Here is a 24,252-nt window from a genome sequence, read left to right as displayed (position 1 = left end):
GGCCATGCCCCACCACCTTGTGATGCCCCCCGCCCCCCATGCCACGGACTCCGCCGCATGGGAGTGGGTTCACGGCGACGCCGCGCAGACTAGCCAACGCACGCCGGGGGTTCCGCCCGCTACGGCCAGCCAGACCAGCGTGGTCCTGATCGTGCCGGCCTCGGCACTGTCATGGCACCGGGTCACTTTGCCACCGGGCCTGCTAGGGCGGGACGGGCAGGCGCGGCAAGCCGTGCGGCTGCGCGCCGTGCTAGAGAGCCTGCTGGAAGACCAGCTCCTCGACGACCCCGCCCAGCTCCACTTCGCACTCCAAGCGCGCAGCGCAGACGCCGGCCCCTGTTGGGTCGCCGTGTGCCAGCGCGCATGGCTGCAAGGCGCGGTAGACGCGGTCCGGCAGGCGGGGCATGGGCTGGACGGCATCGTCCCCGAGTGGGCCCCCGCGGATTCGGCCACCCCCGACACACTCTGGATGACCGGTGAGCCTGAAGACGCTGTCTGGACGTGGTTCGATGCCGACGGTGTGCACCAGCGACACCGCAGCAACCCGCCACCGGCCCCCATCCGCAACGTGTTCGCCGAGCCGGCCTGTGCCGAGCTGGCGGAGCAACTGCTGCACCGTGAGGTCGTGGTGCAACACCGGGCAGACCGCTTGCGCGCAGCAGCCAGCGCCCCGTGGAGCCTCGCCCAAGGCGAGTTCACCAGCCGCAGCCACTGGACAGCGCGGGCCACCGACGCCGCAAAGGCACTCTGGCAAGCCCCTGCCTGGCGGCCGGCACGGTGGGCCTTAGGCCTCTTAGCCGTCGTGCAGTTGGTCGGACTGAATGCCCAAGCCTGGCAAGCCCGGCAGGCCCTGAAAGAACAACGCAGCGCCCTCCAAGACATCTTGCTGCGCACCTTCCCGGCCACCACCGTGGTGGTGGACGCGCCACTGCAAATGCAACGCGCGGTCGACGCCCTGGGCCAGACCGGTGGCCAGTCCCAGGCCCGCGACCTGGAGCGACTTTTGGAATCATTTGGGGCCTTAGCCCCCGCAAATACTGCGCCACAAGCTATTGAATTCATAGCAGGCGAGTTGCGTATTACCCCCCCAAGCGGCCAAGAGACACCACCCGAAACGGTGCGCGACAGCCTGCAGTCGCGTGGCTACCGCTTGCGCACCGAAGGCACCGTGTGGGTGCTCAGTCCATGAACACGTCCAAACGCCCCCTGTCTGCGTGGGCCGCATGGTGGGCTCGCCGCCCTGCGCGCGAACAAGGTTTGCTGACTGCGGCCGCGCTGTTGGTGGCCGGTGCCTTGCTCTGGAGCTTGGCTCTGGCGCCGGCTTGGCGCACCGTCAAAGCCTACCCGGTGCAGCGGGCCGCGCTGGACACCCAACTCACCAGTATGTTGACCCTGGAGGCCCGGGCACGGGCTCTGCAGAGCCGTCCGGCCTTGACGGCGCAGGCCATGCGGGCCGGCTTGCAAGCCGCCGTGGCAGGCCTGGGCCCGAAAGCCAGCCTGCAGGTCATCAACCAACAAGCCACCGTGACCCTGCAAGGTCTGGATGGCGCTGCCCTGGCCGGCTGGCTGGCTCTGGTGCGCACCGAAGCCCGCTTGCTCCCCAGCCAGGCGCAGTGGAAGCGCACCGGCAACACCTGGAGCGGCACGGTGCAATTCACCCTGCCTGCGGAATGATGGCTGCGCGCCGCAGTCCATGGGCTTGGGCGTCTGCCGGACTGCTAGTGGGCGCACTGGCCGGTGGCCTGGTCTACGCGCCTGCGCGCTGGTTGGCAGGCGCTCTGGTCTGGGCCGATGCGCCAGTGCAGCTTCTCAACCCCTCCGGCACCGTCTGGCAGGGCGACGCCCAACTCGTGCTGCGCAGCCAGGCCCAGGAGCAGACCGCCCTGCCCGGTCGGGTTCGGTGGAATATCCGCCCCGCATGGCAGGACCGCTCACCCGGTTTGCGCATGGCGTGGCAGGCCGACTGCTGCCTCGATGCCCCTTGGATCTGGCATGCCACCGGTGGCCTGCAGTCGGTGGAATTGCGCCTCAGCGACCTGCCGGCCGGGCGGGGGCTGCGCTTACCCGCGGCCTTGCTGGTGGGCCTGGGCACCCCTTGGAACACCTTGCAGCTCGACGGGCAGCTCGTCCTGGAGACCCGCAGCCTGCAGCTCCTGGCCAGCGCCGGGAGCGCACGGCTGGAAGGCGAAGTAGTGCTGGACGCGCTGCGCCTGAGCACCAGCCTGTCCACCCTGAAGCCGCTGGGCAGTTACCGTGTGGCCTTGCGCGGGGGCACGTCGACCCGGCTCACACTGACCACGCAGGAAGGCGCTTTACAACTCAGCGGGACGGGCGAACTAAGTCCCGGACGCCTTGTTTTTGACGGGGAAGCCCGCGCCGCAGAAGGCCGCGAGGAGGCGCTTTCCAATTTGCTGAATATCATTGGGCAGCGCCAAGGCGCAAGGTCTCTGATTCACCTGGGTTAAGGAATGCCACATCCACATCACCGCCAACGTCGCACCAAAACAATTGCTATGCAATTCATAGCTGCTGGCGCAATGTTTGCGGGCGCCAACGGCCCTTTTGGCATGAATGCCTGGGCGCAGGCTCCGGTAGCCGCTTCCGCCGCCAAGCGGGGAGAGCCGATCACCCTGAACTTCAGCAACGCCGAGATCGAGGCCGTGGCCCGCACCATGGCCACCCTGACCGGGCGCAATGTAGTGGTCGACCCCCGGGTCAAAGGCACCATGACGCTGGTGTCCGACAGCCCCATGTCTCCCGCCCGCGCTTACAACCACTTTCTGGCCGTGTTGCGCACTATGGGCTACGCCGTGGTGCAATCCGACGGCCTGGACAAAGTGGTGCCCGAGGCTGATGCCAAACTGATAGGCGGCAGTGTTGCCTCCAGCGACAACGGCATGGCCAACGCGCCCGGCAACCAGCTGGTGACGCAGATCATCAAGCTCCAGTTTGAGAACGCCAACAACCTGGTGGCGGTGCTGCGACCGCTGATCAACCCCAACAACCCCATCAACGTGAATCCGGCCACCAACTCACTGGTGATCACCGATTACGCCGACAACCTGCGGCGCCTGGCCCGCATCGTGACGGCGCTGGATGTTCCTAACGCCACAGATGTGGAAATCATCGCGCTGAAAAATGCCAGCGCCAGCGACCTCGCGCCCTTGGTGTTGCGCTTGTTGGAAAACTCTGCGGCCGGTGCTGCCGGCGGGGTGGACAGCAGCTTCAAAACCACTGTGGTGGCCGAGCCCCGCAGCAACACCTTGATCGTGCGGGCGGCCAATCAGGCGCGGCTGGCCCTGGCGCGCAACCTGATCGACAAGCTCGACCAGCCCACACCGGGCGGCAATGGTGCGGCCGGCAACATTTATGTGGTGTACCTGAAGAATGCCAACGCGACCCAGCTTGCAACCACCCTGCGGGCGGCGATGAGTGCGTCCGGTAGCGGGGCAGCCAGCGCGGCCCCCAGCGCGGCAGCGCCCGCAGCCGCCGGTGGCTCGACCTTGGGTGCTGCGGCCGCTCCGAGCACGGGTGGACAAATTCAGGCCGACCCGACCACCAACTCGCTCATCATTACCGCCAGCGAGCCCCAATACCGCCAGCTGCGCGCCGTCATTGACAAGCTCGATGCCCGCCGTGCACAGGTCTTTGTAGAAAGCCTGATTGCCGAAGTGAGCGCCGACAAGGCGGCCGAATTCGGTATTCAGTGGCAAGGCGCGCTGGGCAATGCCGGAGACAGCGCCGTGGGCCTGCTGGGCACCAACTTCGGCAGCGGGGGCAACAACATCATCAGCCTTGCCACGGCCGGCGCCTCGGGCACGGCCACACCGGGTAAGGGCTTGAACCTGGGCGTGGCCAACAAGACCAACGGCGTCTATGTGCTCGGATTTCTGGCCCGCTTTTTAGAAGCCACCGGCGCCGGCAATGTGCTGTCCACGCCCAACCTTCTCACGCTGGACAACGAAGAGGCCAAGATCGTGATCGGCCAGAACGTGCCTTTTGTCACCGGCCAGTTCACCAATACCGGCGCGAGCACCGGCAGCGTGAACCCGTTCCAGACCATAGAGCGCAAAGACGTGGGGTTGACGCTCAAGGTCAAGCCCCAGATCAGCGAAAACGGCACGGTCAAGCTGGCCATCTTCCAGGAGGTCTCCAGCGTGCTGGCCTCTACCGTCAATGCGGCCAACGGGCCGACCACCAACAAGCGCACCATTGAATCCAACGTGCTGGTGGAAGACGGTGCGGTCGTCGTGCTGGGCGGACTGCTGCAGGACGAATATGGCGGCAATCAGGAAAAAGTGCCCGGCCTTTCCGATGTGCCCTTCTTCGGCAACCTGTTCAAGAGCGAGGCGCGCAGCCGCAAAAAGACCAACCTCATGGTGTTCTTGCGGCCGGTGGTGGTGCGCGATGCCACCGCCACCCAAGCCCTGTCGAACGAGCGCTACGAACTCATGCGCGGCACCCAGCAAAATGGCCAGCCCGAGGTGAGCACCGTGGTGCCGATCAATGAAGCGCCGGTGTTGCCTGCCCTGTCGCCCAAGCCACCGTCTGCGCCTGCGCCGTCCACGCCCTGAACCGGCTCATGCGCTACCCGCTGCCCTACGCTTTTGCGCGCACCCAGCAGTTGCTGCTGGAAGACGACGCCGGTCGCCTCTGCCTGTGGGTTCACAGCCGCACGCCGGCCTCCGCCATTTCGGAGGTCATGCGCAAGCACCGCATCGACAACCTGCAAACGCAGGAAGCCGGGTCGCTGGAGCAGCGCATCAGCGCCGCCTATGCCCAGGGCGAGTCCAGCGCCGCCACGGTGATGAACGAGGTGCAGGGCGAAGCGGACCTGAGCCGCATGATGCAAGAGCTGCCCGCCGTGGAGGACTTGCTGGAAACGGCGGACGATGCGCCCATCATCCGCATGCTCAACGCCCTGCTGACCCAGGCCGCGCGCGATGGCGCCAGCGACATCCACATCGAGCCCTATGAGCGCAATTCGTCGGTGCGTTTCCGGGTGGACGGCACCTTGCGCGAAGTGGTGCAGGCCCACCGCGCACTGCATGCGGCGCTGATTTCGCGGCTCAAGATCATGGCCGACCTCGACATTTCAGAAAAGCGCCTGCCACAGGACGGCCGCATCAGCCTGCGCATTGGCACCCGCGCGGTGGATGTGCGGGTCAGCACCCTGCCCAGCGCCCACGGCGAGCGCGCGGTGCTGCGCTTGCTCGACAAGAGCCAGGACCAGCGCAGCCTGGAAGCGGTGGGTATGCAGGGTGATGTGTTGCGGCGCTTTGAGGGCCTGATAGGCCAGCCGCACGGCATTATTCTGGTGACCGGCCCCACGGGTTCGGGTAAATCGACCACGCTGTATGCGTCTCTGGGCCGGCTGGATGCTGCGCGCCAGAACATCATGACGGTGGAGGACCCCATTGAATACGAGCTGCCCGGCGTGGGGCAAACCCAGGTCAACCCGAAAATTGAACTCACCTTTGCGAAAGCCTTGCGCGCCATCCTGCGCCAGGACCCGGACGTGATCATGATCGGCGAGATCCGCGACTTTGAGACGGCGCAGATCGCCATCCAGGCCTCGCTCACCGGTCACTTGGTGCTGGCCACCCTGCACACCAACGACTCGGCCAGCGCCGTAACGCGCTTGATCGACATGGGCGTGGAGCCGTTTTTGCTGAGCTCCTCATTGCGCGGTGTGCTGGCACAACGCCTCGTGCGAAAAACCTGCAAGACCTGCGCGGGCAAGGGTTGTGAGGCGTGCGGGCACACAGGTTACCTGGGCCGCACCGGGGTGTTTGAACTGCTGGTGGCCGACGATGCAATTGCCGAGCTGATTCACCACAACGCCTCGGAGGCCGACATCCGCGCGGCTGCCACGCAGCAAGGCATGGTGCCGCTGCGTGAGGATGGGGAACGACTGGTCAGCAGCGGCTTGACCAGCCGCGAAGAGCTTTTGCGCGTCGTGCGCGACTGAGCGGCTATCGCCTGCTCAGCAGCGGGTGCCACCCGCGTGAACTAAGCACCAGGTGTCCTGCTTAAGCCCTCCGCCCTCCCGGGCCGGAGGGCTTTTTTTATGGCTCGTAGGCTGCCAGTCGCTTGCGCTCCAGTTCGCTGAAGTTCTCGGTTTGGAGTGCAGCCAGCGCGGTGGTTTTTTCTGACTCGGGCGCGTTGTCTAGGCGCGCCAGCAGTCGGGCGCGCTCGGCCAGATAGGCATCCATGCGTGAGCGCCATGCACGCTCTTCCTGATCGACCGCCGCCAATCGAGATGCCGCGGCCGTGTCCAGCGCTTTGGCGCGGGTGCGGAATATCTCGTCATCCCCGGCGCCTTGCCCACGCAGTGCCGCCACCCGCTCTTCCAACAGCATCACGCCGCGCGGAGCATCTCGCTCTTCGCGCAGGGTCTTCGGCATCTGCTGGTCTATGGCTTGCAATCGCGACTGGCGCTCAGCGGCGCTCAAGCTCGCGTCGTTGGCAACATCCAGGCGCGCCAGCGCATCGAGGTCTTGTGCGTCCTCCAGACCGAACATGGCCTGTGCCTCTTCTGCACTGAAATGGCGCGCCCGAATTTCCAGCATGGCTTGAAAGCGTGCGCGCAAAGTGCGGTCTGCACTCGCTTTGGCCGCGAACCCCTGTTCCAGACGCAAAATATCTTGCTTGAAGGCGATGTAGCGGTCCAACAGGCGCAGTGCCTGCGGCAGCTGCCCGGCACTCAGGTTGCGGGTCAAGACTTGCTGAATTTCAGCCGTAATAGCCGCAATACTTTGCTCCCCCACGGTGCTGAGGTAGTAGTCAAACAGGCGCTTGAGCTCACCATAGGCCAAGGTGCCGCAACCGGTCTCCCGGCAGCCGGTGGGAAGGGCATTCAGTGCACCGGCCTGGAGTGCGGCGAGCCCGTCGGGCACCGTGCCCTCCAGAGACCGTGCACCGAGGCCGGTGCCCGGTACCTGCCCTGACTGCGGCGGCTCGGAGGCCTCCGGCCCGGGCACCACGAACCACACCGCGGCCACACTGAGCGCCAGTGCCATGCCGGCCAGGCCGGTACGCACATTTCTGCGCAAAGGCATTACAGACCTGCGTTACGCAGGCGGTTGGCCTGCTGGCGGAAGATCGTGACCGGGTTGGTCTCAAAAATATTGGTCAGCCCCACGGTCTGGTTCACTTCATCCAAATGGTTGAAGGCGTAGTCGTCGCGGATGACGCGGCCTAGGCGTGACGAGCAGCTGCTGACCAAGCCGTCGTTCTTAGCGCCGGCAAATGCCAGCGAGGTCAGCGCCAACGCCGGGTCCACGATATCCAAGACGTTGGTATAGGGCTGCGCTCCGCTCCATGAGTAATAGGCCACACCATTCACGCTGTAAGCGCCTTCACCACAGGCACTGGTGGGCACACCTTGCGGATGCTTGGCATTGAACTTCAGGGTGCCTGCCGTGCTCAGGGACTGGGCGGCGGCGAGTGCATTCTGCGAGTTACCCCCGCCACCCGAGAGAAAGTTGATGATGGTGGCCAGGCCATTGGTCACCGACACCAGGGCCGAGTTCTGCACGCTTCCCGGAGGGGCTACCCCGAGCAACACGTCCGCCACGGCGGAGCCCTTGTTCACACCGCCTACGCTGCTGACCGATGCCACCAGGTCCGGCCGCACCGATGCCACATAGCGCGCGGTAGGGCCGCCATGGCTGTGGCCAATCAGGTTGACCTTGGCCGCGCCGGTCGCTGCCAGAATCTGGCGCACCTGGGTCAGCAGTTGCTCACCGCGCACCTCGGTGCTGTTGGCGGCAGACACTTGGACCACATAGACACGCGCACCGTCTGCACGCAACGCGCTGGGTATGCCATAGAAATATTCCACGGGGCCGATATTGTCAAAGCCAAACAGGCCGTGCACCAACACAATGGGGTACTTGGTCTGGGTGTAGCCCGCTGCGTGGGCCGACACCGGAAAGAGGCCGATGGACAGCGCGCACGCCGCCAGCCAGCCCACCACGATTCGCTTCATCTTCATAGTTGTCTCCTCGGGACCTCTGAGGGTCGATGGTGTTGAAAGGATGCCAATAAAAAGAACCGGTGCGACCTCTCGGGTGGGGGCGCTGTCGCGGGTGATGGTCTGCCTGCTGCTTGTGTCGTCGGGAGAACATCAAAATAGCACGGTCGTGCTTTTATTGAAGTATGACGGCGAGCGCTTTTTTTGTCATGGTGGAAAACCCGTGTGAACCGGTGCACCGCTACCATTGGGTCATGCCCGCCTTCTCTTACCAAGCTCTCGATGCCGATGGAAAAACCCGCACCGGGGTGGTGGAGGCAGACGCGGCCAAGTCCGCTCGCGGTCTCTTGCGGGCCCAGCAACTCGTGCCGTTAAAGGTGCAGGCGCTGAGCGGAGAAGCGGCAACCGATGCCCCACGCAGCGCTTGGAGCGCACGCGCGTTCAGTCCCACGCAACGCGCGGTCTGGACCCGCCAATTGGCCGGCTTGGTCAGTGCGGGCCTGCCCCTGGAGCGGGCGCTGAGCTCGTTGGCCGATGAGGCAGAAACCCCGGCTCAGCGCGATGTAGTCGCCACCATTCGTGCCGAGGTCAACGGGGGAAAGCCCTTGGGCAGCTCGCTGGCCCAGCACCCCAAAGAGTTTTCTGCCATCTATGTCGCGGTGGTCAGCGCCGGAGAACAAAGCGGCCAACTCGGGCTGGTGCTGGAGCGCTTGGCGGACGACCTCGAAGAGCAGCAGAACCTGTCTGCCAAACTGCTGGGCGCGGCGCTTTACCCGGCCATCGTGAGCCTGGTGGCTTTGGCCATTGTGTTGTTTCTGCTGGCTTATGTGGTGCCGCAGATTGCCAACGTGTTTGCCGGTTCCAAACAGGCGCTGCCCCTGCTCACCAGGATCATGTTGGCACTGAGCGAGGCTGTGCGGTCCTATGGCTGGCTGGTGCTGATTGCTATTGTTTTAGGAGCTATAGGCGCACGTATTGCCTGGGCTAACGCCGCTTTTCGCTCTAAAGCGGATGCTGCTTGGCTGCGCCTGCCGGTGCTGGGCCGCATGTCCCGCAGCTACAACGCTGCCCGGTTTGCCAGCACCCTGGCCATGTTGGCTGCGGCCGGTGTTCCTATTCTCAAAGCGCTGCAGGCCGCCGCTGAAACCTTGAGCAACCATGCGATGCGGGACGACGCCCTCGAAGCCCTGACCCTGGTGCGCGAAGGTGCGCCGCTGGCCAGCGCGTTGGCGCGCAACCAGCGCTTTCCCGCGCTCTTGAGCATGTTTGCCCGACTGGGCGAACAAACCGGCCGCCTGCCCCACATGCTGGACCGCGCTGCGGTGCAGCTGCGCACCGAGGTGCAGCGCCGCGCACTGCAATTGGCCACCCTGCTGGAGCCTTTGCTGATTGTGGCCATGGGCCTAGTCGTCATGCTGATCGTGCTGGCCGTGCTCATGCCTATCATTCAACTCAACCAGCTCGTCAAATAACCCCCTGGAGGCACTGTGTCTTTACGAACTCTCTCCTTACCCCTGTTGCTGGCCGCCGGCACCCTGACCTTGAGCCTGACCGCGTGCACCCGGATTGAAACCGGCGAAGTGGGCCTGCGCGTGAATTTCGACAAGACCGTCGACCCCACCGAGCGGCTGCCCGGCTCGTTCAACCAGACGGTGGTGGGCGAAATACTCACCTTCAAGATTCAGGATGTGGCGGTCGGCGTGGACAACATGACGCCCCTGGCCTCTGACAACTCCACCGTCAAAGACTTCGACATGACCGTGGTCTACAACGTCAACCCCTCTGCCGTGTCGGAACTGTGGACCACCAAAAACCGCACCTTCCACGGGCTCTCTGACAAGGGTGGTGACATTTTGTTGATGCAGAACTATGTGGCACTCAGTGCCCGCAATGCCGCCTACAAAGTGGCACGCGGCTACGAGTCGCTCAAGATGGCAGACAACCGCCCGCTCATGGAGCAGCAGATCCGCGAAAACATCATCAGAACCCTGACCGAAGAAAAGCTGGGCGACAAAATCACCGTGTCCCAGGTGCAGGTGCGCGCTATCACCCCGGCGGACGTGATTGTGCAAAGCGCCAACGAACTGGTGCGCGCCCAAAACGAACTCAAGACCAAAGAAGTGGAAGTGCAAACCGCCAAGAAAGAGGCCGAGCGCATTGCTGCGCTGAACGCCAATGCCGGCGCCATCGGCTACATGAACGCCATGGCCAACCTCAAAATTGCTGAAGGCGTGGCCAACGGCAAAGTGCAAACCATTGTGGTGCCCTATGACTTCAAGGGCATCGTGAATGCGAAATAAGGATCTCTCATGGGACTGACCCTCGACGGCAAGCTGGTGGTGGCCATTTCCAGCCGTGCTCTGTTTGATTTTGAAGAAGAAAACCAGGTCTTCGAGCAAAACGACGACCACGCCTATATGCAGCTGCAACGCCAGCGGCTCGATGTGCCGGCCAAGCCCGGCGTGGCGTTCTCGCTCGTCAAAAAACTGCTGGCCTTTAACGAACCCGACAACCAACGGGTGGAGGTCGTCATCCTGTCGCGCAACGACCCGGTGTCGGGCATGCGGGTGTTCCGCTCGGCGCAGCACTACGGCCTGGCCATACAGCGCGGCAATTTCACCCGCGGGGAGGCGCCCTGGCGCTACCTGAAACCCTTGCACGCCAACTTGTTTCTCAGCACCCACCTGAGCGATGTGCGTGCCGCACTGGCCGCCGGTGTGCCGGCCGCGCAGGTTTACCCCCACAGCGCCCACGCCAGCGCCGAGCACCCCAACGAAGTGCGTATTGCCTTCGACGGTGACGCGGTACTCTTCAGCGATGAAGCCGAGCAGGTCTACCAGACCAGCGGGCTGACCGCATTCCAACAGCACGAGATGGACAAGGTCGCGCAGCCCCTGCCGGACGGCCCGTTTAAGCCTTTGCTGGTGGCCTTGCACCGCCTGCAGCAGGCGCGTATCCCGCACATCCGCATCCGCACGGCGCTGGTCACCGCACGTAGCGCCCCGGCCCACGAGCGCGCGATCCTGACGCTCATGAACTGGAACATCGATGTCGACCAGGCCATGTTTCTGGGCGGGCTGGACAAGGGCGAGTTCTTGCGCGAGTTCGAGCCGGACTTCTTTTTTGATGACCAGACCGGTCATATTGAGTCCGCAGCCCGCCATGTCCCGAGCGGGCACGTGGCCAGCGGCGTGCGCAACTAAACATATTTCCAACATGTAAACGCCGGAACCAGTCTGGTAAAGCAATGTAAAACCGGCTGACATCCACTGCGGGCAGGTCTATTCTGAGGCCCATGTCCTACGCATCCAATGCAATTCCCCACCAGCAGCCGCGACAAGGTGATGGCGCAAGCGCGACCAGCGCCGCAGACGCGCCTCTGTCTGCCAACGCCCAAGCGTGGCGGCGATGGGCTTTTGCAGGCTACCGACGCACGGCCGACATCGTTCGTACAGCTCAGCCGGACACGACCAGCACCGACGAAGCACCAGGTCTATCTGACAACGCTCACCAGAGTGGATTTCAAAGCCTGTAGCAAGCGGCCCGGCGCACTTCGACGCTAACATCCCCCGTGGGCTCCCTGCATTGCATCGCGCAGTGCCGGGTTTGCTTCTCCAACTGAGATTGATTGCATGGCACTCGTGGCATCTGTGTCCGCCAAATGGGCGGGCTTCAAAGCATTTATTGCGCGGGCGGTGGCCTTGTCCACCCCCTACTTCTCGTCGGAAGACAAATGGAAAGCCCGCGGCATGTTGGCGGCCATCATTGCCCTGAACTTGGCCCTGGTCTACATGGCCGTGGTGTTCAACGACTGGAACCGCCTGTTTTACGACTCGCTGCAAGACAAAGATGCCGCAGTGTTCTGGGAGCAACTCGGCCGTTTTACTTACCTGGCCTTCGGCTTCATCGTGATTGCGGTCTACAAGTTCTACCTGACCCAGCTCCTGGAGATGCGCTGGCGCGCCTGGATGACCGACCACTACCTGCACAAATGGATGTCGCACCAGGCCTTTTACCGACTGGAGCTGGCGCGCTTCACGCCGCAGGCCCATGCCCACGGCGCCAACCCCGACAACCCGGACCAACGCATTCAGGAAGACATCAACCAGTTCACCAGTTACACCATCTCCCTGAGCATGGGCTTGCTGAATGCCGTGGTCACCTTGGCCAGCTTTGTGGGCATTTTGTGGACACTCTCGGGCGGCTTTGCCTTCACCTTGGCGGGGCAGGAGTACAACATTCCGGGCTTTATGGTGTGGATGGCGGTGCTCTACAGCATGGTGGGCAGCGTGATTACCCACTACATAGGCCGCAAGCAGATTCCACTCAACTTCGAGCAGCAGCGCGTGGAGGCGGACTTCCGTCACCACATGGTGCGAGCCCGGGAGTACAGCGAATCCATCGCTTTTGACCGGGGCGAGCAGGTGGTGCGTGAACAAATGGCCCAGCGATTCAGCCGCGTACTGGCCAACAACCTCGCGCTCATCAAGGCGCAAAAGGGGCTGATCTGGTTCACCAGCTTTTTCGGCCAGGCGGCGGTGGTGTTTCCCTTTGTGGTGGCGGCACCCCGGTTTTTCAGTGGCGCGATCCAGCTGGGGCAACTCACCCAGATTTCAGGCGCTTTCGGCCAGGTTCAGGGCTCTCTGAGCTGGTTTGTGGACACCTACAGCAGCTTGGCCAGCTGGCGCGCCACGACGGATCGCCTGACCAGCTTTGAAGAGTCTTTTAAGGATCTAGCCCTGGTAAAGACTGCGCAAGCAGCTCCTAAAACAATAGCAAATACTGATGCTTTGGACACCGCGCCCTTGCGCATTGCGCTCCCCGACGGCACCACGCTGCTGGAGCACACCCGCTTGCACGCGCAGCCGGGGGACCGCATTTTGTTGCAAGGCCCCTCCGGGAGCGGCAAGTCGACCCTGTTCCGCACACTGGCCGGCATTTGGCCTTTTGCAGACGGGGCGGTGACCTTGCCGGCAGACAGCATGTTCCTGCCACAGCGTGCTTACTTCCCCAACGGCACGCTGCGCGACGCGCTGGCCTACCCGTCCCACGCAACGCAGTACCCGGACACCGCCTTGCAGCAAGCTCTGCGGGACGCACTGCTCCCGCATTTGGCGGACTCTCTGGATATGGTGGATGCCTGGAGTCAAAAGCTCTCCGGCGGCGAACAGCAGCGCCTGGCGATTGCCCGTGTGTTGCTCAAACAGCCACAGTGGTTGTTTGCCGATGAGGCCACCAGTGCCCTGGACGAAGCGGCCGAGGCCGCCCTGTACCAACGCTTGTGCACGCTGGTGACCGAAAAAGGCGGGGCTTTAGTGTCGATCGCCCACCGGCCGGGGGTCGCCGCCTTTCACAACCAACGCTGGGTGCTAGAGCCCCGGGCCGAAGCTACGGCCACACCGGCAGCAGGCGCTCAGGCAGAGGCGCTTTTCATCTTGTCGGTAAAACCGGCGTAACCCTTGGCCCGCAGCTCGCAGGCGGGGCAGCTGCCGCAGCCGTAGCCCCACGCTTGGCGGTGGGTCCGGTCGCCCAGGTAGCAGGTGTGGGTGTGCTCGACCACGAGATCGACCAGGGCATCGCCGCCCCCGGCCTCGCCGGAGCGCTCGCCCAGCGCATGGGCCAGCTCCCAGGTTTGGGCCTTGTCGATCCACATGAGCGGCGTCTCGATCAGGAAACGCTGGTCCATGCCGAGCGACAGCGCGAGTTGAAGCGCTTTCATGGTGTCGTCCCGGCAATCGGGATAACCGGAGAAATCGGTCTCGCAAACGCCGGTCACGATCACCTGCAAACCACGGCGGTAGGCCAGCGCCGCAGCCAAGGTCATGAACAGCAGATTGCGCCCGGGCACAAAGGTGTTGGGCAGGCCGTTGGCTTCCATTTTGAAGGCGGTGTCCCGGGTCAAAGAGGTTTCGCTCACCTCACCGAGTACGGCCAAGTCCAGCAAATGGTCCTCGCCCAATTTGCTCCCCCACTGCGGAAAACGGGCTTTGAGCTCACGCAACACGTTCAAGCGGGCCTCTAGCTCCACGCTATGGCGTTGGCGGTAGTCGAAGGCAATGGTTTCAACGCGCTCGTAGCGCTCTAAGGCATAGGCTAGGCAGGTGGTGGAGTCCTGGCCGCCGGAAAAAAGGACAAGTGCGGATGTATGCATGCCCGCCATGTTAGAGCACCTGTTGCGCACTCGGACGCAAAGCCCGGGCACACAGAGCTCACATGCTCTCGGTTTTTTTGATTTTGCTGGGGCTGTAAACCAGTGCCTGCTTGGCTAATTGCCCCGGAGCTTCAGACGGGGACACCGGCTGCGGCGTAGTGAGCTGGTTTTTGACCTGTTCAATCTGCACCGCACTGGCGCTGGCGGTCCACATGGTTTTCAGGTGATCCATCAGCACCTGAGAGATAGGCTTGGGCGGAGGATCCTCCACTTTTTCCTTGGCTGGCCGATGAATAGTCCAATCCTTCTCCACCACTGCGTCCGAGCCTTTGCGCATTGGGTCAGCTACGCTTTGGTAGGGCGCCTCGCCGGTGTTTTGGGGTTTGAGGGCGGGGTTCACCTTATCGATCACATCCGGCGTGGACTCGATCACACTGGTGGCCCCTACAGACGGGTTGACCGGAGCAATTGGGATAACCCTATTTGCCCCAGACGACACCGCGTCTGCGCCGGCGGGGCGCATATTCGGGGTTCGTTCAATGGTTGGCAATTGCATTTTGGGTAGACCTTTCGGCCCCTCCGGTTGCTTTTAGGAGTTGACGTACATTTCTTAACGGCAGATTTAGGGGGTTATTTAGGCCTTTTTCTAAAAAAGTTGAGAAAAAATGCTGCCGGGAACCTAAAACGCCAGATCGCACCACTTTGGTGCATTCTGGCGTTTTTTTTCCGGCCTGGCGCCGGGGCAGCGAATTGGGGTCGCTATGCGGCGTGCGGCAACAGCGTCATGGTGTGGGGTCCGGTGCCGGCACCCGGCAAAGTGAAGCGACCCACCAGCTGGTCCAACAGCGCCGCTTGCTCCCGGAGCGAGGCGGCAGCGGCCGCGCTCTGCTCGACCAAGGCTGCGTTTTGTTGCGTCATTTGCTCCAACTCACCCACCGCGGCATTCACTTCTTGCATATCCTGACTCTGCTCCGCACTGGAAGCTGTGATTTCCGCAATGATTCCACTGACTCGCTGCACCGCACTGACCACTTCTTGCATGGTCTGGCCCGCACCATCTACCAAGCGGGAGCCATGTTCTACATTAGCCACAGAGCCGCCGATCAAGGACTTGATCTCCTTGGCCGCCTCAGCACTGCGGCCAGCCAAGGCCCGCACCTCGCTGGCCACGACAGCAAAGCCGCGCCCTTGTTCGCCCGCACGCGCGGCCTCGACCGCAGCATTCAGCGCCAGAATATTGGTCTGGAATGCTATGCCGTCAATCACGCCGATGATGTCCACAATTTTGCGGGACGACCCATGAATCTCATGCATGGTGCTCACCACTTGCGACACCGAAGTCCCGCCACTCTCCGCTACTGTGTAGGCAGAACCGGCCATGGCATTGGCCTGGCGCGCTGCTTCGGCCGACTGCTGCACTGAACCGTTCAGCCGCGACATAGACGATGCCGCGCGCTGCAGGTTGTAGGCCGTGGTTTCCGTGCGGTTGGAGAGGTCCTGGTTGCCATGCGCAATTTCCGAACTGGCCACCGTGATGCTGCCCGTGGATTTGTGCACCTGCCCCACCAGCTCGGCCAGCGACCGGGTCATGTGGGCCAGTGCACGCAATACATCGCCCATTTCGTCTTTGCGCTCGGTGTGGATACGGACATCGAGGTTCCCGTTGCCGATGGCGGTGGCCACGCGGACCACTTCGTCCAGCGGGTCGCACACATTGCGCTGCAACAAACGGGTGCCCAGAGAGATCAGCACCACAATCAAGGCCATTATGCCCGCCACCGACCAGACCGTGCGCATGCGCTCAGCACCGGCCTTGTCGCGCAAGGCAGTGGCTCCCTCTTCGGTGAGTTTGACCATGGCCTGCTGAGCCGCCAGAAAAGCCATCAACTCAGGCTGGGTGACATTTTGAATATGTGCCAGCACCGCCTGCATATCCCCGGCCGCCTTGAGCGCGTCGGCTTTGGCAAGAGCGGCTTTCAAGGTCTGGGCTTTGGCTTGCACCGCCTCCAGTGCGGCGCGCTCAGGGGCACTTTGCATCAGCCGCCCGAGCTCACTTTCCAGGCGGTTTTCTTCCTGGGTGGCGGCATCCCGCCCTGAGAGCAGAAATTGCGCGGCCGCCGCGTCCGAGGTCAGTGCGGCCCCGATGCCCCGCAGGGCCTGCGCCTGGGCCACACCGTACCAGCGGGCACTCATCTCCAGCTTGCTTTGCTGCTCGGATTGCTCGGCCACCGTCATGGCCTGCGACCGGATGGTCCGGACCGCGGAGCCACCCGCCATAGCTACCAACGCAATGCTGACGGAGATAGCGGGCAGCCACAGTTTGAGGGCGATGCTGAAAGACTTCATAAGCGGTGTCCCGGAAATGGAAGCCGCAGTATCCCGACAAACCTCTGCTGGGGTCAATACCGGACCAAAGCCTTGTAAGTCAAAACAGCTTTGCCTTCCGCAGGAACTGTCACCTGCCAGACAGCCATGCTGGAGGAGGCCTTGGTGTGCGGCATGCTGGAGCTGAGCATTTGCCAATCGCCGGGAATGGGTTCTTTGACCGTGACGGTGACAGCCTCTTTTTTGGCATTGCGCAGCACGATTTCGTAGGCGCTTTCCGACACAAAGCCGAACTTGCCGGTGTTCGGGAGCCGTTTGAAGTCGGTCTGCTTTTTGTCCGCCGTGACATCGAACGCATTGCCCAGCTTCAGGCGAATTTTTTCATTGCGGGCAGTGTGGTCAATGCGATCTTCACCGATGAACTGCGCATTGCCACTGCGGTCCTTTTTGTAAACACGCACCACCCCCTTGGGCATGGGCATGCCCAGGCGGGAAGCCTCTTTGTTGTCGAACTCCAGAAACGCCGCCACTTTGAGTTGGCGCCCGAGGTCGCCCGATGGGCCCTGGTAATAGAAGTCACCGCCTTCCAACACCAGCTCTTTGCGGGCCGGCACCCCGGCGGCCGAGAGCAAAGCCACTTGCTTGGTTTGGTTTTCGGCAATCGTGGTGGGGCGGTCCAGGCTGTAGAGGTGGTATTCGAACAGCGCCTCCTCAACCATGCCAGTGTCGGCCTTTGCCACGGCCTGCGCCGCCATGAGCACAGGGCGACCGCGTGGTGCCATTTCCGGCGCAACCTGGTTCACATCGCCCGCCACCAGTTGCAATTTCGCGTTGCGGTAGGTTGCTCCGCTGGTATTGGTCAGGGTGACCCAACCGGAGACGTCGAGCGCGTCGTCCGCGGCGTTGAGTTCCACCACATAGTCGGCCCGCCAGGCGAGTCCGCCGGTCAGGTAGCTCAACTCCACATCCTGCTGCGCAGGACCGGCGTTTTGCAGGTTCATGACCAGTGTGGGGCGGTCCCGCAAATTGGGGGGCACATCATCGAACACCAGTCGCCCGGGCACACCGGTTTCGATCCGCTGTCCGATTTGCAGCACGATCCCGTTGTTTGCGGACAGGACGGTCGCCACCTCCACCGTTTCTGCACCGGTGGTGGGATGGGTGCGCACCACCTTGACTTGCCGACCGACATATTTCTCCAGCATTTTTTGCGGCGTGAGCAAGTCAAAATCAAAGTTCTGCTCCTGCACGCGCAGCGTTCCGGGCGCTGTCAGACTGCGCAGCAGTGCGGTTTCAGGCCGCATGCGGGCACTGACATCGCGAAACGCCAAGGCCAAGGCACCGGGCCGCAAAGGTGTTTTGCGGACATCTTTCACCAAAGCGAGGTTGTCGTTGTAGATGGTGACGGCCACCTCCTGCTGGTCAGCAAGCTGGCTGCGCACCTCCTGGGGTTGGGGTTGGGGTTGGGGTTGGGGTTGGGCTTGGGCTTGGGCAGAAGGCCAGAGTGCCACTGCCAGCAAAATGACGCCACTGGCAAAGGGGAAAGGTGCTCGCATGAAATTCCTTGAGTAGAGAAACAATAAACGCTCAACGCCAGAGTCCATCTTGCGGCTGACGTATTTGCATTGTGTTGCCGAAATGTGGCGGTCTGTCAGCGCGGGTTAGCATCGGGCATGGACCTGATACCCGATTGGATACGCAACTACCCACGCCACCACTTGCGCGATGACCTGCTAGCAGGTGTGGTGGTCACCATCATGGTCATCCCGCAGAGCCTGGCCTATGCGCTGCTGGCCGGCTTGCCGCCCCAAGCAGGCTTGTTTGTCAGCATATTGCCCGCCATCGCGTATGCCCTGTTGGGGAGCAGCATGGTGCAGGCGGTCGGGCCGGTGGCCATTACCGCCATCATGACATTCAGCGTGCTCAGCCCCTTGGCTGCACCGGGCAGCGCCCTCTACCTGCAACTCGCTATGTGGCTGAGCCTGGGCTCGGGCTTGCTCATTGCCGCATGCGGTCTCGCACGACTCGGCTTTCTGTCGCAATTGCTCAGCCGGCCTGTGGTGAGTGGCTTTGTGTCCGGGTCGGCCGTGTTGATCATGTTGAGCCAGCTTCGCTTTGTCACGGGCCTGGAGACGCAAGGGCGCTCCAGTTGGCAATTCTTTGAAAGCCTGTGGACCAACGGGTCGAGTATCAATGGGGCAACGCTTGCGCTCGGGCTGTCTTCTGTGCTGGCGCTAGCCCTTGCCCGCACCAGTCTTCAGCGTTGGCCGGTGTGGCAAAGGCTGTTTCCCTTGCTGGTACTCATGCTGGGCACCTTGGCCGTTACGGGCCTGGCGCTAGACACCCGCAACGGTGTGGCGGTGGTTGGCGCGATTCCTTTGGATGCAGCGCTCCAGTCGTTTGCGCTGCCGGACACCGCGACCCTGCAGGCGCTGGCGGGTCCGACGCTACTGATTTCTCTCATCGGCATGGTTCAGTGCATCACGATGGCGCAGGCACTGGCCGTCAAGCGCAGAGAGCATATCGACCCCAACCGCGAGTTGCTGGGTTTGGGTGCTGCCAATGTGGCCGCTGCTTTCAGCGGCGGAATGCCGGTCGGCGGCGGGCTCAGCCGCTCTGCTATCAATGTCAGCGCCGGTGCGCAGACGCCGCTGGCCGGTGTGGTTTCCGGGCTCAGCATGGTGCTGGTGCTCCTAGCAGGCACGCAATGGCTGTCTCGGCTGCCGCTGGCCGTTTTGGCCGCCAGCATCATGGTGGCTGCATGGGGCATGATGGATTTCAAGGCCCTGCGGCAAGCGTGGACCTATGACCGCGCAGACGCCGTGGCCTGGCTGGGCACGGCACTCGGCGTTCTGGTGTTGGGCCTAGAGGTCGGTATTGCCGTGGGAATCGGCCTGTCGCTGGTCACCCTGCTGTGGCGCACCACCAAGCCCCACATTGCCGTGGTGGGGCGCTTACCCGGAAGCCAGTCGTTTCGGAATGTGGAGCGCTACACCACCGAAACCCTGCCCCATGTGCTGATGCTACGCATTGACGAAAGCTTGTTTTTCGGAAACCTGCAGGCTATTGAAACGCGCTTGAGTCTGGAGCTCAGCCGTGCGCCGGACACGCGGGACGTGGTCTGGATCATGACGGCCGTGAACCGGGTGGACACCTCCGCCATGGAGGTTTTGACCGCCACCAACCGCGATCTGCAGGATCGCGGCATCCGGATGCACTTTGCCGAAATCAAAGGTCCGGTGCAGGACAGGCTGATTCACACCCCCTTGTGGACCCAGCTCACGGGACAGGTTTTCCTCTCCGTGCCCGAGGCCTACCGCGCCTTGCAGTCCGAAACACAAGGTTCTACGGACGCGGCATTGTCTATCTAGGACGCGAACACCGGCACAGGCTTGCGCAGGGCCGCGTGCTCGACCACAAAGTCGGCAATGCGCGGCACATCTTGCAGGTCCAGAACCGTGACACCCTGCAAGCCGGGCCGCGAGTCGCTGGCAATGGCGGCAATCCCCGGCCATTGGGGCCAGAGCGTGGGTTTGCCTTCGCTGCTGCGCCACACCTCCAGTTTAGGAAAGTCGCCCTCTTTAAACCCTTCCACCAGCACCAGGTCGCAGTCTTGCAGGCGGTCCAGCAAGTAATCGAGTGAGGGCTCGGGGCGCCGCCGCAGCTCATGCATCAGCGCCCAACGATCGCGCCCCAGCAAAAGCACCTCGGTGCAGCCGGCCTCACGCAGCCGGAAAGAGTCTTTGCCGGGCCGGTCGATCTCAATAGCTTTGTGGCTGTGTTTGATCAACGAAACCCGCAACCCCCGACCGGTGAGCTCTGGAATCAGGCGCTCCAAGAGCGTGGTCTTGCCCATCCCCGAGTAACCGGCAATGCCAAAAAAGCGCATCTCGGCTTACTCGACCGTCACGCTCTTGGCCAGGTTGCGTGGCTTGTCGACGTCGGTCCCCTTGGCGCAGGCCGTGTGGTACGACAGCAATTGCAAAGGCACCACATGCAGCAAAGGCGACAGTTCACCGTAATGCTCAGGCATGCGGATCACGTGCAGGCCTTCTCCGCTCTCGATCTTGGTATCGGCATCAGCCAGCACATACAAGACTCCGCCACGGGCGCGCACTTCGTGCATATTGCTCTTGAGCTTTTCAAGCAGGGTGTCGTTTGGCGCCACGGTGACGACCGGCATCTCGCTGGTCACCAGGGCCAAGGGCCCGTGTTTGAGTTCGCCGGCAGCGTAGGCCTCGGCATGGATGTAGGTGATTTCCTTGAGCTTGAGCGCCCCCTCCAGGGCGATCGGGTAGTGCAGACCGCGCCCTAAAAAGAGGGCATTTTCCTTTTTGGCAAAGTCGTCCGCCCACGCCATGATTTGCGGCTCCAGCGCCAGCACCGCTTGCAGCGCTGCAGGTAGGTGGCGCATGGCCTTGAGGTGGCGCGCCTCGTCGGCATCACTCAGGCGGCCCTTGGCTTGCGCCAGGCACAAAGTCAGCAAAAACAAGCCCGCCAGCTGGGTCGTAAACGCTTTGGTGGACGCCACACCGATTTCCACCCCCGCGCGTGTCACATAGGCCAGGCTGCACTCCCGCACCATGGCGCTGGTGGCGACGTTGCAAATGGTCAGGGTGTGCACCATGCCCAGGCTTTGCGCATGGCGCAGGGCGGCCAAGGTATCTGCGGTTTCACCACTCTGGGTAATGGTGACCACCAGGGTGTTAGGGTTGGGGACCGACTCCCGGTAGCGATACTCGCTGGCAACCTCAACATTGCAGGGGATCTTGGCAATGCTCTCGATCCAGTACTTGGCAGCGCAGCCACTGTAGTAGCTGGTGCCGCAGGCCAAGATCAAAACATTGTCGATCTGCTGAAACACACGGGCAGCATTGGCACCGGGCGCGTGATTGGCTTGTTGGTCAAACAGCTCCGGCACGATGCCTTCCACACCTTCCAGCGTGTCCGCAATGGCGCGGGGCTGCTCGAAAATTTCCTTTTGCATGTAATGGCGGTAGGGCCCCAGCTCTGCAGCGCCACTGTGGGCCACGACTGTTTTGACCGGCCGCTGTGCCGCCGACACGGCTTTGTGCGCCTTGTCGACCAGCCAGTATTTGCCAAGCTGCATGTCGACCACGTCACCCTCTTCGAGATAGACAATCTGGTCCGTCACGCCGGCCAATGCCATGGCATCGCTGGCAAGAAAATGCTCCTGACCGTCTTTCCCCACTCCCAAGATCAAGGGAGAGCCCGCGCGGGCACCGATCAAGCGCTGCGGCTCATCTTTGCAAAACACGGCAATCGCGTAGGCGCCATGCAGTTGCAGCACCGCCGCCTTGACCGCTTCAAACAGATCGCCGTCGTACAGGCTGTCAATCAAATGGGCAATGACTTCGGTATCGGTCTGGCTGTGGAACACATAGCCCTTGGCCTTGAGCGAGGCGCGGAGTTCGTCATGGTTTTCAATAATTCCGTTGTGAACCAATGCAACGCGCCCGGGCTTGCTGTCGGCGTCCACGCCGGTTCCGTGGCTGAAATGCGGGTGCGCGTTTTGCACGACGGGAGCTCCGTGGGTTGCCCACCGGGTGTGCGCGATGCCCAAGTGGCCTTGCACATCACCCGCGGCCACCTGCTCCATGAGCTCTGAAACGCGCGATGTACTGCGCGCCCGGCGCAAACCACCCTCTGCGCCCTGGCCGTAGACCGCCACACCGCAGGAGTCATAACCCCGGTATTCGAGGCGCTCCAAGCCTTGGACCAACACTGGAACGATGTTGCGGGTAGAAACCGCGCCGACGATGCCGCACATAAGAAACCTCCAAATGAATCAATGGGAGCGATCGTAGAGTTTTGATGAGAAATTAGCGATTGAATTTCAGTCACTTATGAAAGAAAATTCCACCATGCGCTGCATGTATATTTTTATTTCACCAATGATGTATTTATGAAAGAAATAGATATTGATGCTGTTGATCTTTGGATTCTGGATCAACTACAAAAAGATGCCTCACTCAGCAACCAGGCGCTGGCCGACAAGGTTCACACCTCGGCGCCGACCTGTCTGCGCCGTGTGAAGCGTCTGCGCGATAGCGGGTTGATTGAAAGACAAATCGCCGTCCTGAACCCGCAAAAAGTCGCGGCGCACTTGGGGCATGGACTCACCGCGATTGTGGAAGTGAGCCTGGACAAGCAAGACAGCGGATCGCTCGAAGCCTTTGAACGCAAAGTGCAGCAGGAAGCTGCTGTTCAACAGTGCTACCGGGTCTCACCGGGTCCGGACTTTTGCCTGATCGTGCACGCAGTAGACATGCCCGACTACCACGCCATGACCCAGCGCCTATTTACCAGCGATGCCAATGTGCGGAACGTGAAGGCATTTTTCAGCGTACTACGGAGCAAATTCGGGGCGGAACTCCCCCTTCCGCACACCCGCTAACGCTTGTTCGGCTTACAGACACTGGCCGCCACAGGCATCCTGTGCGCCGGCGAGCATCAAGGCTGTTTGTTCCGATAAATAGTCCAGGAACACGCGGGTACGCCGGGGCAAATACTGCCGGCTGGGCAATGCCGCATACAAATGCAGCTGACCGGCAACCCAGGGCGCCAGTACCCGGACCAAGTCCCCGCTAGCCAAAAACGGGGCCACCAACTCCACCGTGCAGGCCGTAATTCCGGCGCCGTCCAGCGTAGCGGCGATGAGCGTTTCAATGTGGTTGGAGCTGATAACCGGCGTGAGATTGAGGTCCACCGACTCCGACAGGTCACGCTCATTGAGTAAATGCCATCGCCGGTGCCGGGCAATGCCACCTTTGAGCTCCAGGCAATGGTGGTTGACCAGATCAGCCGGACTGACAGGCACCCCCTTGCGGCCCAGGTAGCCCGGGGTCGCCACCAGAATGCCCCGGGTGGAGGCGATCCGGCGCGCAACGATCGTCCCGTCAAACGCTTCGTCGGCGGTGAACAAGGTCACGTCGTGGGCTTCTACCGGGGGCTCTTCGAATGACTCCACCTGCACGTGCAGATTGATCTTGGGGTACTGCGCCCTGAAGCCGGCCAGCAAAGGCGCCAGCACATAGGTGGCCAACACCGGGGTGGACAAAATATTGAGCTCGCCCGACAGCTCCTGGGTGTGGAGGTGGGCAATCGCATCGGCCTCGTCAATGTCTTGCAAGATGGCGCGCACCCGGGCCAGATAGGCCTCACCCGCCTCGCTTAAAGAGACCCGCCGTGTGGAGCGGTGCAGCAACCGGGTCCCCAGATGCTCTTCGAGGTCAGCGACCAGACGGGTCACCACCGCCGGCGACATTTCCAGCGCGCGCGCCGCTGCGGCAAAGCCACCTTCGTCGATGACTTTTTGAAACACACGCATTGATTGCAAACGATCCATGGGGGCACTTTAGCGGTTTGACACCGGTAGATTGCTTCTATTTCAGCAACGCAGCAATGCTATTTTGATTGTTCATCTTTGGTTTCAGAAATTTTACAGTTCATCCCATCGACGAGACGCAAGCATTCAACGCCCCCTCGATGCTGTTCAGACGGACTGAAACCCGCCGCAGCGGAATCTTCAACTTTGGAAAGGAACTTCATCATGAACAAGACCACTATCGCCACCATCGCCTTCACATTGGCCACCGCTTTCGCGGGTCACGCCATGGCCCAGGAAACTGCCGCCGTGACCAAGACCAGCGAGAAGCCCGCAGCAACTGCCAAGGCCACCGAATCCAAGAGCAGCAACACTGCCGATGCATTCGAAGCGCTGGACAAGATCAAAAAGTGGTAATTCCACGTCCGGCCGCCCTGCGGTGGCCCGGCT

General features: G+C 62.3%; 22 protein-coding genes. 13 read left to right on the top strand and 9 right to left on the bottom strand.

Going from position 1 to position 24,252, the window contains the following annotated elements; all coding sequences use genetic code 11:
• Positions 1–4: 4 nt before the first annotated feature.
• The 5 genes from gspL to QZW03_RS08030 are packed head-to-tail and all read left to right on the top strand — an operon-like array spanning position 5 to position 5,971.
• The gene (gene gspL, locus QZW03_RS08050) at positions 5–1,189 is read left to right on the top strand and encodes a type II secretion system protein GspL (protein ID WP_296509463.1); all 1,185 of its coding nucleotides are present in this window, start codon (positions 5–7) and stop codon (positions 1,187–1,189) included.
• Positions 1,186–1,674: a type II secretion system protein GspM gene (gene gspM / locus QZW03_RS08045; RefSeq protein ID WP_296509462.1), complete on the top strand. Its 489-nt coding sequence runs from the start codon at positions 1,186–1,188 to the stop codon at positions 1,672–1,674. Before gspL ends, gspM begins: the two co-directional genes overlap by 4 nt.
• Positions 1,674–2,465 carry a type II secretion system protein N gene (gene gspN / locus QZW03_RS08040; protein WP_296509461.1) on the top strand — a complete coding sequence of 264 codons (792 nt, stop codon included), beginning with the start codon at positions 1,674–1,676 and terminating at the stop codon, positions 2,463–2,465. The genes gspM and gspN overlap by 1 nt, the downstream gene beginning before the upstream one ends.
• A gap of 48 nt (positions 2,466–2,513) precedes the next feature.
• Entirely contained in the window at positions 2,514–4,574 is a 2,061-nt protein-coding gene (gspD, locus tag QZW03_RS08035) for a type II secretion system secretin GspD (RefSeq protein ID WP_296509460.1), read from the top strand.
• Between the two features lie 8 nt (positions 4,575–4,582).
• Positions 4,583–5,971, top strand: a complete 1,389-nt coding sequence (locus QZW03_RS08030) for an ATPase, T2SS/T4P/T4SS family (protein WP_296509459.1) — start codon at positions 4,583–4,585, stop codon at positions 5,969–5,971.
• A gap of 97 nt (positions 5,972–6,068) precedes the next feature.
• On the opposite strand, the gene QZW03_RS08025 is transcribed toward QZW03_RS08030, so the two are convergent.
• Together QZW03_RS08025 and QZW03_RS08020 are read right to left on the bottom strand one after the other, a co-directional pair.
• Complete coding sequence (locus QZW03_RS08025) at positions 6,069–7,061, bottom strand: lipase secretion chaperone (RefSeq protein WP_296509458.1); 993 nt, start codon at positions 7,059–7,061, stop codon at positions 6,069–6,071.
• The gene (locus tag QZW03_RS08020; RefSeq protein WP_296509577.1) at positions 7,061–7,993 is read right to left on the bottom strand and encodes a triacylglycerol lipase; all 933 of its coding nucleotides are present in this window, start codon (positions 7,991–7,993) and stop codon (positions 7,061–7,063) included. The genes QZW03_RS08025 and QZW03_RS08020 overlap by 1 nt, the downstream gene beginning before the upstream one ends.
• Before the next feature lie 239 nt (positions 7,994–8,232).
• Here QZW03_RS08020 and gspF point away from each other — a divergent pair, with 239 nt between their 5' ends.
• The 5 genes from gspF to QZW03_RS07995 all read left to right on the top strand — a co-directional run bounded on the left by gspF (position 8,233) and on the right by QZW03_RS07995 (position 13,434).
• Positions 8,233–9,450, top strand: a complete 1,218-nt coding sequence (gene gspF / locus QZW03_RS08015; RefSeq protein ID WP_296509457.1) for a type II secretion system inner membrane protein GspF — start codon at positions 8,233–8,235, stop codon at positions 9,448–9,450.
• A gap of 15 nt (positions 9,451–9,465) precedes the next feature.
• Entirely contained in the window at positions 9,466–10,278 is an 813-nt protein-coding gene (locus QZW03_RS08010; RefSeq protein WP_296509456.1) for an SPFH domain-containing protein, read from the top strand.
• Between the two features lie 9 nt (positions 10,279–10,287).
• Positions 10,288–11,181 carry a 5'-nucleotidase gene (locus QZW03_RS08005; protein WP_296509455.1) on the top strand — a complete coding sequence of 298 codons (894 nt, stop codon included), beginning with the start codon at positions 10,288–10,290 and terminating at the stop codon, positions 11,179–11,181.
• 92 nt (positions 11,182–11,273) lie between these two features.
• On the top strand, positions 11,274–11,513 hold the full coding sequence (locus QZW03_RS08000; RefSeq protein WP_296509454.1) for a hypothetical protein: 240 nt from the start codon (positions 11,274–11,276) through the stop codon (positions 11,511–11,513).
• Positions 11,514–11,610: 97 nt separating this feature from the next.
• Positions 11,611–13,434, top strand: coding sequence for an ABC transporter ATP-binding protein/permease (locus QZW03_RS07995; RefSeq protein WP_296509453.1), 1,824 nt, complete (start codon positions 11,611–11,613; stop codon positions 13,432–13,434).
• On the opposite strand, the gene queC is transcribed toward QZW03_RS07995, so the two are convergent.
• The 4 genes from queC to QZW03_RS07975 form a co-directional block, all read right to left on the bottom strand.
• A complete protein-coding gene (queC, locus tag QZW03_RS07990) occupies positions 13,392–14,129 on the bottom strand; it encodes a 7-cyano-7-deazaguanine synthase QueC (RefSeq protein WP_296509452.1) in 738 nt (245 codons plus the stop codon). The two genes, QZW03_RS07995 and queC, sit on opposite strands and share 43 nt — an antisense overlap.
• 58 nt (positions 14,130–14,187) lie before the next feature.
• Positions 14,188–14,685, bottom strand: a complete 498-nt coding sequence (locus tag QZW03_RS07985) for a hypothetical protein (RefSeq protein WP_296509451.1) — start codon at positions 14,683–14,685, stop codon at positions 14,188–14,190.
• Between the two features lie 203 nt (positions 14,686–14,888).
• On the bottom strand, positions 14,889–16,475 hold the full coding sequence (locus QZW03_RS07980; RefSeq protein ID WP_296509450.1) for a methyl-accepting chemotaxis protein: 1,587 nt from the start codon (positions 16,473–16,475) through the stop codon (positions 14,889–14,891).
• A gap of 53 nt (positions 16,476–16,528) precedes the next feature.
• Positions 16,529–18,010 carry a DUF4139 domain-containing protein gene (locus QZW03_RS07975; protein ID WP_296509449.1) on the bottom strand — a complete coding sequence of 494 codons (1,482 nt, stop codon included), beginning with the start codon at positions 18,008–18,010 and terminating at the stop codon, positions 16,529–16,531.
• Positions 18,011–18,127: 117 nt separating this feature from the next.
• Here QZW03_RS07975 and sulP point away from each other — a divergent pair, with 117 nt between their 5' ends.
• The gene (sulP, locus tag QZW03_RS07970) at positions 18,128–19,825 is read left to right on the top strand and encodes a sulfate permease (protein ID WP_296509448.1); all 1,698 of its coding nucleotides are present in this window, start codon (positions 18,128–18,130) and stop codon (positions 19,823–19,825) included.
• Here sulP and mobB read toward each other — a convergent pair.
• Both mobB and glmS read right to left on the bottom strand, forming a co-directional pair.
• Entirely contained in the window at positions 19,822–20,343 is a 522-nt protein-coding gene (mobB, locus tag QZW03_RS07965; protein ID WP_296509447.1) for a molybdopterin-guanine dinucleotide biosynthesis protein B, read from the bottom strand. The genes sulP and mobB overlap by 4 nt on opposite strands.
• Positions 20,344–20,349: 6 nt before the next feature.
• The gene (gene glmS, locus QZW03_RS07960) at positions 20,350–22,245 is read right to left on the bottom strand and encodes a glutamine--fructose-6-phosphate transaminase (isomerizing) (RefSeq protein WP_296509446.1); all 1,896 of its coding nucleotides are present in this window, start codon (positions 22,243–22,245) and stop codon (positions 20,350–20,352) included.
• Between the two features lie 135 nt (positions 22,246–22,380).
• Here glmS and QZW03_RS07955 point away from each other — a divergent pair, with 135 nt between their 5' ends.
• Positions 22,381–22,872 (top strand): Lrp/AsnC family transcriptional regulator, encoded by a 492-nt coding sequence (locus QZW03_RS07955; protein WP_296509445.1) that lies wholly within the window; start codon positions 22,381–22,383, stop codon positions 22,870–22,872.
• 12 nt (positions 22,873–22,884) lie between these two features.
• Here the strand turns inward: QZW03_RS07955 and QZW03_RS07950 are convergent, their stop codons facing one another.
• Positions 22,885–23,823, bottom strand: a complete 939-nt coding sequence (locus QZW03_RS07950; protein WP_296509444.1) for a LysR family transcriptional regulator — start codon at positions 23,821–23,823, stop codon at positions 22,885–22,887.
• Between the two features lie 204 nt (positions 23,824–24,027).
• Between QZW03_RS07950 and QZW03_RS07945 the strand changes: the two genes are divergently transcribed.
• Positions 24,028–24,219: a hypothetical protein gene (locus tag QZW03_RS07945; protein ID WP_296509443.1), complete on the top strand. Its 192-nt coding sequence runs from the start codon at positions 24,028–24,030 to the stop codon at positions 24,217–24,219.
• Positions 24,220–24,252 lie beyond the last annotated feature (33 nt).

This window comes from Rhodoferax sp. (assembly GCF_013297935.1).
Classification (GTDB): Bacteria; Pseudomonadota; Gammaproteobacteria; order Burkholderiales; family Burkholderiaceae_C; genus Allorhodoferax.
The sequence above is the reverse complement of the archived record's forward strand: the minus strand, read 5'-3'. Positions and strand labels throughout refer to the sequence as shown.

What these genes read in the sequence shown, in the direction of transcription:
- gspL (WP_296509463.1), top strand. Translation starts at nt 5, where the DNA reads ATGCCCCACCACCTTGTGATGCCCCCCGCCCCCCATGCCACGGACTCC.
- gspM (WP_296509462.1), top strand. Translation starts at nt 1,186, where the DNA reads ATGAACACGTCCAAACGCCCCCTGTCTGCGTGGGCCGCATGGTGGGCT.
- gspN (WP_296509461.1), top strand. Translation starts at nt 1,674, where the DNA reads ATGGCTGCGCGCCGCAGTCCATGGGCTTGGGCGTCTGCCGGACTGCTA.
- gspD (WP_296509460.1), top strand. Translation starts at nt 2,514, where the DNA reads ATGCAATTCATAGCTGCTGGCGCAATGTTTGCGGGCGCCAACGGCCCT.
- QZW03_RS08030 (WP_296509459.1), top strand. Translation starts at nt 4,583, where the DNA reads ATGCGCTACCCGCTGCCCTACGCTTTTGCGCGCACCCAGCAGTTGCTG.
- QZW03_RS08025 (WP_296509458.1), bottom strand. Translation starts at nt 7,061, where the DNA reads ATGCCTTTGCGCAGAAATGTGCGTACCGGCCTGGCCGGCATGGCACTG.
- QZW03_RS08020 (WP_296509577.1), bottom strand. Translation starts at nt 7,993, where the DNA reads ATGAAGCGAATCGTGGTGGGCTGGCTGGCGGCGTGCGCGCTGTCCATC.
- gspF (WP_296509457.1), top strand. Translation starts at nt 8,233, where the DNA reads ATGCCCGCCTTCTCTTACCAAGCTCTCGATGCCGATGGAAAAACCCGC.
- QZW03_RS08005 (WP_296509455.1), top strand. Translation starts at nt 10,288, where the DNA reads ATGGGACTGACCCTCGACGGCAAGCTGGTGGTGGCCATTTCCAGCCGT.
- QZW03_RS08000 (WP_296509454.1), top strand. Translation starts at nt 11,274, where the DNA reads ATGTCCTACGCATCCAATGCAATTCCCCACCAGCAGCCGCGACAAGGT.
- QZW03_RS07995 (WP_296509453.1), top strand. Translation starts at nt 11,611, where the DNA reads ATGGCACTCGTGGCATCTGTGTCCGCCAAATGGGCGGGCTTCAAAGCA.
- queC (WP_296509452.1), bottom strand. Translation starts at nt 14,129, where the DNA reads ATGCATACATCCGCACTTGTCCTTTTTTCCGGCGGCCAGGACTCCACC.
- QZW03_RS07985 (WP_296509451.1), bottom strand. Translation starts at nt 14,685, where the DNA reads ATGCAATTGCCAACCATTGAACGAACCCCGAATATGCGCCCCGCCGGC.
- QZW03_RS07980 (WP_296509450.1), bottom strand. Translation starts at nt 16,475, where the DNA reads ATGAAGTCTTTCAGCATCGCCCTCAAACTGTGGCTGCCCGCTATCTCC.
- QZW03_RS07975 (WP_296509449.1), bottom strand. Translation starts at nt 18,010, where the DNA reads ATGCGAGCACCTTTCCCCTTTGCCAGTGGCGTCATTTTGCTGGCAGTG.
- sulP (WP_296509448.1), top strand. Translation starts at nt 18,128, where the DNA reads ATGGACCTGATACCCGATTGGATACGCAACTACCCACGCCACCACTTG.
- mobB (WP_296509447.1), bottom strand. Translation starts at nt 20,343, where the DNA reads ATGCGCTTTTTTGGCATTGCCGGTTACTCGGGGATGGGCAAGACCACG.
- glmS (WP_296509446.1), bottom strand. Translation starts at nt 22,245, where the DNA reads ATGTGCGGCATCGTCGGCGCGGTTTCTACCCGCAACATCGTTCCAGTG.
- QZW03_RS07955 (WP_296509445.1), top strand. Translation starts at nt 22,381, where the DNA reads ATGAAAGAAATAGATATTGATGCTGTTGATCTTTGGATTCTGGATCAA.
- QZW03_RS07950 (WP_296509444.1), bottom strand. Translation starts at nt 23,823, where the DNA reads ATGGATCGTTTGCAATCAATGCGTGTGTTTCAAAAAGTCATCGACGAA.
- QZW03_RS07945 (WP_296509443.1), top strand. Translation starts at nt 24,028, where the DNA reads ATGAACAAGACCACTATCGCCACCATCGCCTTCACATTGGCCACCGCT.